The sequence below is a fragment of the Pseudomonas sp. DE0010 genome (assembly GCF_007680745.1).
Taxonomy (GTDB): domain Bacteria; phylum Pseudomonadota; class Gammaproteobacteria; order Pseudomonadales; family Pseudomonadaceae; genus Aquipseudomonas; species Aquipseudomonas parafulva_B.
Map to the genome: position 1 here is coordinate 187,618 of NZ_VEJQ01000002.1, position 13,737 is coordinate 201,354.

The 13,737-nt window shown below is 62.8% G+C and carries 9 protein-coding genes; 1 reads left to right on the forward strand and 8 read right to left on the reverse strand.

The window, feature by feature from the left end; genetic code table 11:
* Positions 1-4: 4 nt before the first annotated feature.
* Positions 5-898, reverse strand: coding sequence for a LysR family transcriptional regulator (locus tag FS767_RS02450; RefSeq protein WP_144964064.1), 894 nt, complete (start codon positions 896-898; stop codon positions 5-7).
* A 201-nt stretch (positions 899-1,099) separates the two neighbouring features.
* Here FS767_RS02450 and FS767_RS02455 point away from each other — a divergent pair, with 201 nt between their 5' ends.
* Positions 1,100-2,257 (forward strand): MFS transporter, encoded by a 1,158-nt coding sequence (locus tag FS767_RS02455; protein WP_241493063.1) that lies wholly within the window; start codon positions 1,100-1,102, stop codon positions 2,255-2,257.
* A 75-nt stretch (positions 2,258-2,332) separates the two neighbouring features.
* On the opposite strand, the gene FS767_RS02460 is transcribed toward FS767_RS02455, so the two are convergent.
* The 7 genes from FS767_RS02460 to aroK form a co-directional block, all read right to left on the reverse strand.
* The gene (locus tag FS767_RS02460) at positions 2,333-2,683 is read right to left on the reverse strand and encodes a YgiW/YdeI family stress tolerance OB fold protein (RefSeq protein WP_058602925.1); all 351 of its coding nucleotides are present in this window, start codon (positions 2,681-2,683) and stop codon (positions 2,333-2,335) included.
* Between the two features lie 130 nt (positions 2,684-2,813).
* Entirely contained in the window at positions 2,814-3,878 is a 1,065-nt protein-coding gene (gene hemE / locus FS767_RS02465) for a uroporphyrinogen decarboxylase (RefSeq protein WP_144964065.1), read from the reverse strand.
* 177 nt (positions 3,879-4,055) lie between these two features.
* The gene (locus FS767_RS02470; RefSeq protein ID WP_058602923.1) at positions 4,056-5,474 is read right to left on the reverse strand and encodes an FAD-dependent oxidoreductase; all 1,419 of its coding nucleotides are present in this window, start codon (positions 5,472-5,474) and stop codon (positions 4,056-4,058) included.
* A gap of 121 nt (positions 5,475-5,595) precedes the next feature.
* On the reverse strand, positions 5,596-10,041 hold the full coding sequence (gene gltB, locus FS767_RS02475; protein WP_144964066.1) for a glutamate synthase large subunit: 4,446 nt from the start codon (positions 10,039-10,041) through the stop codon (positions 5,596-5,598).
* Positions 10,042-10,413: 372 nt separating this feature from the next.
* Positions 10,414-12,006: an SPOR domain-containing protein gene (locus FS767_RS02480; RefSeq protein ID WP_144964067.1), complete on the reverse strand. Its 1,593-nt coding sequence runs from the start codon at positions 12,004-12,006 to the stop codon at positions 10,414-10,416.
* A gap of 15 nt (positions 12,007-12,021) precedes the next feature.
* Positions 12,022-13,119 (reverse strand): 3-dehydroquinate synthase, encoded by a 1,098-nt coding sequence (aroB, locus tag FS767_RS02485; protein ID WP_058602920.1) that lies wholly within the window; start codon positions 13,117-13,119, stop codon positions 12,022-12,024.
* Between the two features lie 99 nt (positions 13,120-13,218).
* Positions 13,219-13,737, reverse strand: a complete 519-nt coding sequence (gene aroK / locus FS767_RS02490) for a shikimate kinase AroK (RefSeq protein ID WP_027913510.1) — start codon at positions 13,735-13,737, stop codon at positions 13,219-13,221.

Below are 13,737 nucleotides of genomic sequence, written 5' to 3' on the forward strand. Positions count from 1 at the left end.
GGTTTCATCCCTGAACCTGCCCGGTGAGCAGCTCGGCAAACGCCTCGGCCATCGCCGACCTGCGGCACTGGCGCTGTACCAGCCAGACCGCCGAGGTGGCCTGCTTGTCCAGCAAGGTGCGGTACACCACGCCCTCGATGCGCATGCGCTGATAGGACGCCGGCAGCACCGACACCCCAAGCCCCGCCGACACCAGGCCGATGATGGTCATGGCCTCCCCTGCTTCCTGCGCGAAATGGGGACTGAAACCCGCCTGGCGCGCCAGATCCAGTAACTGCGCGTACAAACCACTGCCGTAGCTGCGTGGAAAGAAAACGAAAGGCTCGTGGGCCAGCGCTGCCAGGTGCACACCCTGCTCGGCGCCGTTGGCCAGCGCATGGGAGGCGTTGATCACTGCCACCAAGGGCTCACGAAACAGTTCGGTCGCAACCAGGCCGTCGGCCAGCGGCATAGGGCGCATCAGCCCCACTTCGATGGACTCGTCGAATACGCCCTGCGCCACTTCGCGGCTGCTCATTTCCATGAGGTTCAGGTGCACGGCAGGGAAGCGCTGCCGGAACGCATGAATCGCCTTGGGAATTTTCGATGTGAACGGGGCCGAGGATGTGAAGCCGATCTTCATTTCACCCAGTTCGCCCAACTGTGCGCGGCGGGCGACATCGGCGGCCTTTTCGACCTGCGCCAACACCTGACGAGCCTCTTCCAAAAACAGTCGCCCGGCCTCGCTGAGCTCGACACGGCGGTTGGTCCGCTCGAACAGCCGCGCACCGAGTTCCTGCTCGAGCGCGAGGATCTGTTGGCTAAGCGGCGGCTGCGAAATGCCCAGTTGCTGGGCTGCCCGACCAAAGTGCAATTCCTCGGCAACCGCGACGAAATAGCGTAAGTGGCGCAGCTCCATCACCCACCTCTCATAGGTCGTGAAACGTCTTAATTAGGTCGAACAATATATTGGACCTAATTATTAGCCAGCTATATGATTTTTTCACTGCCTCTGAGGTACTTGCCCGTGAAAACCGCTGTAGCCCTCGTATCGACCAAACCCGAACCCGAGCCTGTCACCTCGCACGACGCCTGGATCGAAAAGGGCACCCCGGCGTTCATGAGAACGGTACTGGCGCTGTTCAGCGGCGGCTTCGCCACCTTTGCCCTGCTCTACTGCGTACAACCGATGATGCCCTTGCTGTCGAAGGAATTCGGCATCAACGCTGCACAGAGCAGCCTGGTGCTTTCGGTCTCGACTGGCATGCTGGCGCTTGGGCTGCTGGTCACGGGCCCGATCTCTGACCGCATCGGCCGCAAGCCAGTGATGGTGGCGGCCCTGGGCTGCGCGGCCTTGTCCACGATAGCCAGCGCGCTGATGCCGACCTGGGAGCTGGTCCTGGCAACTCGGGCCTTGGTCGGGTTGTCGTTGAGCGGGCTGGCGGCCGTGGCCATGACCTACCTCAGTGAAGAGATCCACCCACAGCACATTGGCCTGGCCATGGGCCTGTACATCGGCGGCAATGCCATCGGCGGCATGTGCGGGCGCCTGATCACGGGCGTGCTGATCGATTTCGTCAGCTGGCACGCGGCATTGCTCACCTTGGGAAGCCTGGCACTGCTGGCGGCCATCGTGTTCTGGAAGGCATTGCCCGAGTCGCGCAACTTCCAGCCTCAGACCCTGAACCCGCGCACGCTGGTCAACGGGTTCCTCATGCACTTCAAGGACGCCGGCCTGCCCTGGCTGTTTCTCGAAGCCTTCCTGCTCATGGGCGCCTTCGTCACGCTGTTCAACTACATCGGCTACCGCTTGCTGGCCGAGCCTTATCACATGAATCAAGCCCTGGTGGGTTTGCTGTCGGTCGTCTACCTGTCTGGCATCTACAGTTCGGCCCAGGTGGGCGCTCTAGCTGACAGGCTGGGACGGCGCAAGGTGTTCTGGGCCAGCATCGTGGTCATGGGCGGCGGCTTGCTCATGACCCTGACCCAGCCGCTGTCGCTGATCATCCTGGGCATGCTTGTCTTCACCTTCGGCTTCTTCGGGGCCCACTCGGTGGCCAGCAGCTGGATCGGGCGACGAGCGCTCAAAGCCAAGGGGCAGGCCTCCTCGCTGTACCTGTTCTGTTACTACGCCGGTTCAAGCGTGGCGGGCACGGCTGGCGGGGTGTTCTGGCACCATTGGGGCTGGAACGGCATCGGCCTGTTCATTGGATGCTTGCTGGCGGTGGCCCTGATGGTGGCGTTGCGCCTGAGCACCTTGGCGCCGAAGGCCGCCTGAAGGCAGGGGAACGCGGCAACGCAGGCAGGCTCGCAGTGGATCCGCCGCGAGCCTGCCTGCGACAGGATCACTGGATCAGTTGATGATCTCGACCCGGTCCACGTCCACCTCGCGGCTCATCAAGTGTTTTTCGACTTCACCGATCAGCTTGACCTTGGTCTTGTCATTGAATGGTGTGGGCGGCAGGTCCTCGTCATCGATCTCGACCGTAATGGTGCCGGTGCTGTCCTTGAATTCGTATTTGTCATCGTTGTCGAGCTTGCGGGTCACGTAGCCCTGCAAGACCACCGGCGTATCGTCCGCGGCCTCGCTGGCGGCGGCCACGGTGGCAATCGACTGCGCACCAGGGCCGGTGTAGCCGCCTGACGCTAGTGCAGCGGTGCTGAACAAGGGGGCAAGGATCAGGGCAAGGTAGCGTGCTTTCATGGGAGCGGGTCCTATCTCTGTTGGAGTAGGACCAGCCTAGCGAGCACCGCTGAATTGAAACTTAATGCGACAATCTCGCTGCACTCAGCCCCGGCCGGGCTACGCAGCGTCATGCGCTCTCACAACCGGCTTACAGGTGATACTGCGCCGACAGCTCGTGCACGGCGTGGATGAAAGCGCCCGCGTTTTCAGGATCGACCTCCGGCGTGATGCCGTGGCCCAGGTTGAACACATGGCCGCTGCCGTGGCCGTAGCTGGCCAGGATGCGTGCCACTTCCGCACGAATGGCCTGCGGCCGGGCATACAGGACGGTCGGGTCCATGTTGCCCTGCAAGGCGACCTTGTCACCCACCCGGCGACGGGCATCGCCGATGTCGCAGGTCCAGTCCAGCCCCAATGCATCGGCCCCGGCATCGGCAATGCTTTCCAGCCACAGGCCGCCGTTCTTGGTGAACAGGATCACCGGCACCTTGCGCCCGTCGTGTTCGCGAATCAGGCCGCTGACGATCTTGCGCATATAGGCCAGGGAGAACTCCTGATAGGCCGCCGACGACAGGTTGCCGCCCCAGGTATCGAAGATCTGCACGGCCTGGGCACCGGCCAGGATCTGCCCATTGAGGTAGGTGGTCACCGACTGCGCCAGTTTGTCCAGCAACAGGTGCAGTGCCTGCGGATTGTCATAGGCCATGGCCTTGGTCTTGCGAAAATCCTTGGAAGAGCCGCCTTCGACCATGTAGGTGGCCAGGGTCCAGGGGCTGCCGGAGAAGCCGATCAGCGGCACGCGACCATTGAGTTCGCGGCGGATGGTACTGACCGCGTCCATCACATAGCCCAGGTCTTTCTGCGCGTCGGGAACAGGCAGCGCCTCGATGTCGGCCGGGGTGCTGACCACCTTCCTGAAACGCGGGCCTTCACCGGTTTCGAAATACAGGCCAAGGCCCATGGCGTCCGGGATGGTGAGGATGTCCGAGAACAGGATCGCCGCATCCAGCGGGTAACGGTCCAGCGGTTGCATGGTCACTTCGCAGGCGAACTGCGGGTTCTTGCACAGGCTCATGAAGTCGCCGGCCTTGGCGCGGCTGGCGCGGTACTCCGGAAGATAGCGGCCGGCCTGGCGCATCATCCAGACCGGGGTCACGTCAACGGGTTGCTTGAGCAGAGCACGCAGGAAACGGTCGTTCTTCAGGGCAGTCATGTCGGCATCCGGAAAAATAGTGGGGGCATTTTCTCAGACACCGACACAAAAGGCACGGTCGGGGCCATGCGTTTTGTTTTTTGCGTGCTTCAGGTCAAGCATTCCCGGGCAGGTCTGGGCGCTTGTCCCTGGCAAATGAGGCCGCCTAGCGACCCCACGTGACCTGCCAGGGCGCGCTTAGACTTCCAGGTAGTCCAGGATGCCTTCGGCTGCGGTGCGCCCTTCGAAGATCGCGGTCACGACCAGGTCCGACCCGCGCACCATGTCGCCACCGGCGAACACTTTCGGGTTGCTGGTCTGGTGCTTGAACCTGCTCTTCTCCGGCGCCACCACACGGCCCTGGCTGTCGAGCTGGATATCGTGCTGCTCGAACCAGGAGGCAGGGCTGGGGCGGAAGCCGAACGCGATCACCACCGCATCGGCCGGCAGGATCTCTTCGGAGCCGGGGATCGGCTCCGGGCTACGGCGCCCACGCGCATCAGGCTCGCCCAGACGCGTCTCGACCACCTTCACCCCCTCGACCTTGTCCTCACCGACAATGGCGATGGGCTGGCGGTTGTAGAGGAACTTGACCCCCTCTTCCTTGGCGTTCTTCACTTCCTTGCGCGAACCCGGCATGTTGGCTTCGTCGCGGCGGTAGGCACAGGTCACCGACTGGGCACCCTGGCGAATCGAGGTACGGTTGCAGTCCATGGCCGTGTCACCACCACCCAGGACCACGACTTTCTTACCCTTCATGTCGACGAAATCTTCAGGCGACTTCTCGAAACCCAGGTTGCGGTTGACGTTGGCGATCAGGAAATCCAGAGCATCGTGCACCCCTGGCAGGTCCTCGCCAGGGAAGCCGCCTTTCATGTAGGTATAGGTGCCCATGCCCATGAAGACTGCGTCGTACTCAGCCAGCAACTGCTCCATGGTCACGTCCGTGCCCACATTGGTGTTGAGGCGGAACTCGATACCCATGCCGGTGAAGACTTCGCGGCGATTGCTGAGCACGCTTTTCTCGAGCTTGAACTCAGGGATGCCGAAGGTCAGCAAGCCGCCGATTTCCGGGTTCTTGTCGAACACCACGGGCGTCACGCCGGCGCGCACCAGTACGTCTGCGCAGCCCAGGCCAGCCGGGCCGGCACCGATGATGGCCACGCGCTTGCCGGTTGGCTTGACCTTGGACATGTCCGGGCGCCAGCCCATGGCGAAGGCCGTGTCAGTGATGTACTTTTCCACCGAGCCGATGGTCACGGCGCCAAAACCGTCGTTCAGGGTGCAGGCACCTTCGCACAGACGGTCCTGTGGGCATACGCGCCCACAGACTTCGGGCAAGGTGTTGGTCTGGTGCGACAGCTCGGCGGCCGCCAGGATGTTGCCCTCGGACACCAGCTTCAACCAGTTGGGAATGAAGTTGTGCACGGGGCACTTCCACTCGCAATACGGGTTACCGCAGCCCAGGCAACGGTGCGCCTGTTCCACGGACTGCTGCGGCTTGAAGGGTTCGTAGATTTCCACGAACTCTTTCTTGCGCTGGCGCAGCAATTTTTTCTTCGGGTCCTTGCGACCCACTTCGATGAACTGGAAGTCGTTGTTCAGACGTTCAGCCATTTTTCAAAACCTCTTAACAGCAGCCGCACGCTACACGCTGCAAGCCGCAAGACGATCACTTGAGCCGGGCAAACCCTGGGCTGCTCGGTTCGAGCGCCCAGGGTTGGTCACGTGCAGCTGTTTACTGCGGGTTGGCGCGGGTGCTGGACAGCAGTTGCTTGAGGTTGGCGGCCTTGGGCTTGACCAACCAGAAACGTCGTACGTAGTCGTCCAGGTTTTCGGAGAGCTCACGCCCCCACTCGCTGCCGGTTTCATCCACATACTCGGCAAGAACCCGCGCCAAGTGGCTGCGGTAAGCCTCCATCGCTTCACCACTGATGCGCTGGATTTCCACCAGTTCGTGGTTGAGCTTGTCGACGAAGCTGTTATCCATGTCGAGCACATAGGCGAAACCGCCCGTCATGCCAGAGCCGAAGTTGTAACCGGTCTTGCCCAGGACGCAGACGAAGCCACCGGTCATGTACTCACAGCAGTGATCACCAGTGCCCTCTACCACGGCGTGGGCACCAGAGTTGCGCACAGCGAAGCGCTCGCCCGCCGTGCCGGCAGCGAACAACCTGCCACCGGTGGCGCCGTACAGGCAGGTGTTGCCGACGATTGCACTGTGCTGGGTTTCGAACGGGCTGCCAGCCGGCGGCACGATGGTGACCTTGCCGCCGGTCATGCCCTTGCCGACGTAATCGTTGGCGTCACCCTCAAGGTACAGGTTCAGGCCGCCGGCGTTCCAGACGCCGAAGCTCTGGCCTGCGGTACCTTTGAAACGGAACGTGATCGGCGCACCGGCCATGCCCTGGTTGCCGTACAACCGGGCGATTTCACCGGAGACACGCGCACCGATGGAACGGTCGCAGTTGCAGATGTCGAGCGCGAACTCGCCACCGGCCTGGTCACGCACAGCCGGCATGGCCATTTCGACCATCTTCTCGGCAAGCTCGCCCTTGTCGAAGGGCGGGTTCCTGTCCACCTCGCAGAATTGCGGCTTGTCGGCCGCAATGTGCGAGCTGCCCAACAGCGGGGTCAGGTCCAGGTAGTGCTGACGCTCGGTGTCGCCCGGCAGTACCTCGAGCAGGTCGGTGCGCCCGATCAGCTCGCCAAGGCTGCGTACGCCAAGCCTTGCCAGCCACTCGCGGGTTTCCTCGGCAACGAAGGTAAAGAAGTTGACGACCATGTCGACCGTGCCGATGTAGTGATCCTTGCGCAGCTTGTCGTTCTGGGTCGCCACGCCGGTCGCGCAGTTGTTCAGGTGGCAGATACGCAGGTACTTGCAGCCCAGCGCGATCATTGGGGCGGTGCCGAAGCCGAAGCTCTCGGCACCCAGGATGGCAGCCTTGATGACGTCCAGGCCGGTCTTGAGGCCGCCGTCAGTCTGTACCCGGACCTTGCCGCGCAAATCGTTGCCGCGCAATGTCTGGTGAGTCTCGGCCAGGCCCAGTTCCCACGGCGCGCCCGCATACTTGATCGAGGTCAGTGGCGATGCGCCCGTGCCGCCGTCGTAGCCCGAGATGGTGATGAGGTCGGCATAGGCCTTGGCCACGCCAGCGGCGATGGTACCGACACCTGCCTCGGCCACCAGCTTGACCGAAACCAGCGCCTGCGGGTTGACCTGCTTGAGGTCATAGATCAACTGCGCCAGGTCTTCGATCGAGTAGATGTCGTGGTGCGGCGGGGGCGAGATCAGCGTCACGCCCGGTACGGCATAGCGCAGCTTGGCGATCAGGCCGTTGACCTTGCCGCCGGGCAGCTGGCCGCCCTCGCCGGGCTTTGCGCCCTGGGCCACCTTGATCTGCAACACTTCGGCATTGACCAGGTATTCAGGGGTCACGCCAAAGCGGCCGGTCGCCACCTGCTTGATCTTGGAACTCTTGAGGGTGCCGTAGCGGGCTGGGTCTTCGCCGCCTTCGCCGGAGTTGGAGCGCGCGCCCAGGCGGTTCATCGCCTCGGCCAAGGCTTCGTGAGCCTCTGGAGACAGCGCACCCAGCGAGATACCGGCAGAATCGAAGCGCTTGAGGATGGCGTCGAGCGGCTCGATCTGCTCCAGCGGCAACGGCTGGTCGGCCACCTTGACCTTCAACAGGTCGCGAATCATCGACACCGGACGCTGGTCGACCAGCGTGGTGTACTCCTTGAACTTGGCGAAGTCGCCCTGCTGCACGGCCGCTTGCAGGGTGTTGACCACGTCGGGGTTATAGGCGTGGTATTCGCCACCGTGGACGAACTTCAGCAAGCCACCCTGCTGAATCGGCTTGCGCACGCTCCAGGCCTCGGCAGCCAACAGCTTCTGGTCACTTTCCAGATCGACGAAGCGCGCACCCTTGATACGGCTCGACACACCCTTGAAGCTCAGCCCGACCACTTCTTCGGCAAGGCCGATGGCTTCGAACAACTGGGCGCCCCGGTAGGAGGCGACCGTGGAGATGCCCATTTTCGACAGGATCTTGAGCAGGCCTTTGGAGATGCCCTTGCGGTAGTACTTGAAGACCTCGTCCAGATCGCCCAGCACTTCGCCCGTGCGGATCAGGTCGGCCAGCACTTCATAGGCCAGGTACGGGTACACAGCCGAGGCCCCGAAGCCCAGCAGCACGGCGAAGTGGTGCGGGTCACGGGCAGTGGCGGTTTCCACCAGGATGTTGCTGTCGCAACGCAGGCCTTGCTCGGTCAAGCGGTGATGCACTGCACCTACGGCCAGCGAAGCATGCACCGGCAGCTTGCCGGGTGCAATGTGACGGTCGCTGAGCACCAGTTGCGTCTTGCCCGCGCGCACGGCCTCTTCGGCCTGGTCGGCGATGTTGCGGATAGCCGCTTCCAGCCCGACGGCCTCTTCGTAGTTCAGATCGATCAACTGACGCTCGAAGCCGTCGCGCTCCAGATTCATCAGCGAGCGCCACTTGGCCGGCGAAATGACGGGCGAGCTCAGGATGACGCGTGAGGCATGCTCCGGCGACTCCTGGAAAATGTTGCGCTCGGCGCCCAGGCAGATCTCCAGCGACATCACGATCGCTTCGCGCAGTGGGTCGATCGGCGGGTTGGTGACCTGGGCGAACTGCTGGCGGAAGAAATCGTACGGCGAGCGCACGCGCTGCGACAGCACGGCCATCGGCGTGTCGTCACCCATCGAGCCGACCGCCTCCTGGCCCTGTTCACCCAAGGGGCGCAGCACCTGGTCACGCTCCTCGAAGGTGACCTGGAACATCTTCATGTACTGCTTGAGCTGGTCAGCGTCGTAGCTGGCCACACCCTGGTCGTCGGTCAGGGTCGCCTGGATCCGCGTGGCATGCTGACGCAGCCAGCGCTTGTACGGGTGGCGAGACTTGAGACGGTCATCGATGGCATCGGTGTCGAGGATCTGCCCGGTCTCGGTGTCCACCGCCAGGATCTGCCCAGGCCCGACGCGGCCCTTGGCCAGTACTTCATCAGGCTGATAGCCCCACACCCCGATTTCCGAGGCAATGGTGATGTAGCCGTTGGTGGTGGTGACCCAGCGCGCCGGGCGCAGCCCATTGCGATCGAGCAGGCATACCGCGTGGCGGCCTTCGGTCATCACGATGCCGGCCGGGCCGTCCCATGGCTCCATGTGCATGGAGTTGTATTCATAGAAGGCGCGCAGGTCGGCGTCCATGGTCTCGACGTTCTGCCAGGCTGGCGGCACCAGCATGCGCACGCCACGGAACAGGTCGATACCGCCGGTCACCATCAGTTCGAGCATGTTGTCCATGCTCGAGGAGTCTGAGCCGACGCGGTTGACCAGCGGGCCGAGCTCTTCGAGATCGGGGATCTGGTCATTGGCGAACTTGGTCCGCCGGGCCATGGCCCAGTTGCGGTTACCCGTGATGGTATTGATCTCGCCGTTATGGGCGAGGAAGCGGAAGGGCTGCGCCAGCGGCCACTTCGGCAGGGTGTTGGTGGAGAAGCGCTGGTGGAACACGCAGATCGCGGTTTGCAGGCGCTCGTCGCTCAGGTCCGGGTAGAACGCAGCCAGGTCCCGCGGCATCATCAAGCCTTTGTAGATGATGGTCTTGTGCGAGAAGCTGCAAATGTAGTGGTCGGCGTCATGGGCGTTGGCTACCGACGAACGGCGACGGGCGCTGAACAGCTTGATGGCCAGTTCCTGATCGCTCAGGCCGTCGCCACCGATGAACACCTGCTCGATCTGTGGCAAGCGTTCCAGGGCCAGGCGGCCCAGCACGCTGGTGTCGATCGGCACCTTGCGCCAGCCCACCAGCTGCAGGCCAGCCGCGCGGATTTCACGGTCCATGTTGGCGCGAGCCGCTTCTGCCTTTATCGGGTCCTGGTTGAAGAACACCATGCCGACGGCGTACTGCCTGGGCAATTCGACGGCAAAATGTTCCTGGGCCATGGCACGCAGGAACTGATCGGGCTTCTGCATCAACAACCCGCAACCGTCGCCGGTCTTGCCGTCGGCGTTGATACCGCCGCGGTGCGTCATGCAGGTCAACGCCTGCATGGCGGTTTGCAGAAGGTGGTGGCTGGGCTCGCCCGTCATATGGGCGATCAGGCCGAAACCACAGTTGTCCTTGAATTCTTCGGGATGGTACAGACCTGTTTTCATAGACACATTCTCACCAGGTTCACCCCTCAACGGAGGCAAATCTCTTTTTTTAACAACCACTTACCATCCACGCCGATCAAACGCCAGCTTTTTTGCGGTGGCCATGGAAAACCATTGTTGCACAGCGACAGCGACACTCACAAATTTTCATGTCTCACCATTGAAAATTTATGTCGCATTTTTGAATGTATTGATGCCGCCAACCAGGTGGCGACTTCACTGGACTCTGAAGCGATTCAGCCAGAGCTGCGTGGGTGGCTTGTGGCCGACAGCCCGGGACAGAAAAGCCTGCCGCGCTTGGGCGCAGCAGGCTAGACGAAAACCAGAATTCGCTTGGCTACAGGGCAGCGGGGTGATGCTGCCCGGAAGGTATCAGCGGGCCGAAGCCAGCTCTTGTTGGACGCTGGCGACAGTACGTGGCCAAGGTTTACCAGCCTGGACCTTCGCTGGCAAGTTCTTGATGGCGGCCACAGCTGCATCGCGGTTGGCGAAGTTGCCGTAGGTGACCACGTACAGCGGCTTGCCCTGCAGGGACTTGCGGAAGTAGCGATAGTCGCCACCTTGGGCTTTCACAAAGGCCTGGGCCGACGCTTCGGAGCTGGTCCCCAGAATCTGCACCACGTAGTTGCCCGGCTTCTGGCCGGTGTACCAGGCGCTGTTGCCGCTGCCACCTGACGCTGATTTTTCAGTAGGTTTCTCGGCAGCCTTGGGCGCGGGCTTGGCCACCGCCACCTGGGTAGGTGCAGGCTCAGGCTTGGCCGGCGTGGTCTGCTTGGGCTGTTGCGTGACCGCCGGCTTGGGCGTGGAGGTAACCGGCTGGGCAGGCGCCGGCGCTGGGCCTGCAGACACGCCCTGTGGCGGTGCGATGGTGGTGACCGTAGGTGGCGGATTGCCCGGTTGCAGCGCTGTATCACCCGCCGGGCTGCCCTCTTCGCCCTCGCCCATGCCTGCTGCCTGGGCCAACGGTTCACGCATCACCGGTTGCGACTGCCCGCCCAACGGCAGGGGCTTGGGCTGGGACGAGCCGGAGAACTCGATTGCCGCGCTGGAATTGCCGTCGCCAAGGGGCAACTGGGCTTGGGCTGCAGGTGCATCTTCAGGGGCCTTGTCGCCCTTGCGGGGCATCAACACCGCTGCGGCCACGGCGACGACGACCACGGCGGATAGCGCGAGTACGTGTTTTTTAGGCATCTTGAACCCCATGGCTGGTCGCTTTGCCGGCGTGCGGCTGGCGATCATGGCTTCGATCAGAGTGTCACGGGCAACCTGGTTGATAGTGCCAGGCCACCCATCGGCATTTTCATGGATATCGGCGATCTGCTCCCGGCTGAACACCTCGATACCCCGGCCGGCACCCACCAGGCGCTGTTCGAGGTATTCGCGGGTTTCTTCCTCGCTGTACGGCGCAAGTTCGATGATGTGGAAGCGCTCTTCCTCGATATTCAACTCATCGAGCCCTGCGATCAGCGATGGCTCACCGAACAGGAATACATGCGGACGCCCTTCGGGAACGCCTGCCGCCAATTCCAGCAACGCTTGGAGTGCCGACTCGTCCAGTTGTTCCGCATCGTCCACCAGCAGATACACTTCCTGGCCAGTCAGGGCCAGTTGCACCATCTTGGACAGGATGCTCTGCACCTGCGGCTCGGCCACATCCAGGTATTGCGCGATCTGGCCGAGAATACTGGCAGCATCGCCGGCACTGCGGGCCGACACCACGACGCTCTGCACCGACTGCTTGTTGGTGCTGGCCGCCAGCGCTTGGCGCAGCAGGGTCTTGCCGCTGCCCAGAGGCCCGGTGACCACCAGCATCAGGTGGCTGTAGCGAGCCAGGTGGTGCAGCTGTGCCAGAACCGGCTTGCGCTGGGCGGGGAAGAACTTGAAGCCCGGTACGCGTGGTGCGAACGGGTCGTGGCTCAGTTGGTAATGGTCGAGAAAGGCCTCATCGGCGTGCAAACTGGTCATTGCGCTGTCACAACCTCAAAGCTGGGCCACGATCGCGCGGTAATCCGCCGACAGCGTGGCCTGAAGAATCTCATTGGGATAGTCGTCGGTGACCACGGCCTCGCCTAGCTGGCGCAGCAGCACCAAGCGCAGACGGCCGTCCAGCACCTTCTTGTCGACCGCCATGTGTTCCATGAAATGCGCCGGGGTCATTTCCTGTGGGGGCACCACGGGCAAGCCTGCTTCCAGCAGCAAGCCAATGCCGCGGTCGCGTTCGGCCTGAGTGATCCAGCCCAGCCGCATGGACATCTCCAGCGCCATGGCCGTACCTGCTGCCACGGCTTCGCCATGCAGCCAGACGCCATAGCCCATATGGGTTTCGATGGCGTGGCCGAAGGTATGGCCAAGATTGAGCGTGGCCCGAACACCCGACTCGCGCTCGTCAGCCCCTACGACGGCTGCCTTGGCCGCGCACGAGCGACGGATGGCTTCGGTCAACGCTACTGGGTCAAGACTGCGCAGCGCCGGCATATTTTCTTCGAGCCAGGCCATGAAAGGCTTGTCACAGATCAAACCGTACTTGATGACTTCGGCCAACCCGGCAGACAGCTCACGGGCTGGCAGGGTCCCGAGCGTCGTGGTGTCGATCACCACGGCGTTGGGCTGGTAGAACGCGCCGACCATGTTCTTGCCCAGTGGGTGATTGATGCCGGTCTTGCCGCCAACCGACGAATCCACCTGCGACAGCAAGGTGGTGGGCACCTGGATGAAATCCACGCCGCGCTGATAGCACGCCGCGGCAAAACCTGCCATGTCGCCGATCACGCCGCCACCGAGGGCCACGACGGTAGTGCGCCGATCGTGGCGGGCCGTCAGCAGGCCATCGAAGATCAGCTGCAACGTTTCCCAGTTCTTGTGGGCCTCACCGTCAGGCAGTACCACCGGCAGTACGCTGTAAGCCCCCAAGGTCTTGCTCAGGCGCTCCAGATAGAGCGGCGCCACAGTTTCATTGGAAACGATGGCAACCTGACGGCCCGCGATATGCGGCGTCAGCCACTCAGGCTGGTCAAGCAGGCCTTCGCCAATGTAGATCGGGTAGCTGCGCTCGCCCAGGTCGACCTTCAGTGTCTGCATGTATCCCCACAATGAGCTGGTGCACGGCGCCTTTGGCAGGCAAGCCACGCGGTATCGTTGAATCTCGCCTTGGCGCAGGAGGCCGAGAATAGTCCCGGGTTAACGGGGCGGCAACTGCTGCAGGCGCTCGAGAATGTCGATCACTACCATCCGCGGTGGCCGCTCGTCGGTTTGCACCACCAGATCGGCAATTTCACGGTAGAGCGGGTCTCGGGTTTCGAGCAAGGCGCGCAGTGTCGCCTCCGGGTTGGCGGTACGCAGCAATGGCCGGTTGCGATCCCGAGCGGTGCGGCCGACCTGCTGCTCGACCGAGGCATGCAGGTAGATCACCCGGCCGCCCTGGTGCAGCGCGCGGCGATTGGCCTCGCGCATGACAGCCCCGCCGCCTGTGGCAACGACCACGCCATCGAGGCTGCATAACTCGGCGATCATGGCCTGCTCGCGGTCACGGAAACCCGGCTCGCCTTCCTTGTCGAAGATCCACGGGATGTTGGCACCGCACCTCAGTTCGATTTCCTTGTCGGAATCCCTGAATGGCAGGCGCAGCTCTTTGGCCAATAGGCGCCCGATGGTGCTTTTACCAGCACCCATGGGCCCCACAAGTATCAAATTTCGCAC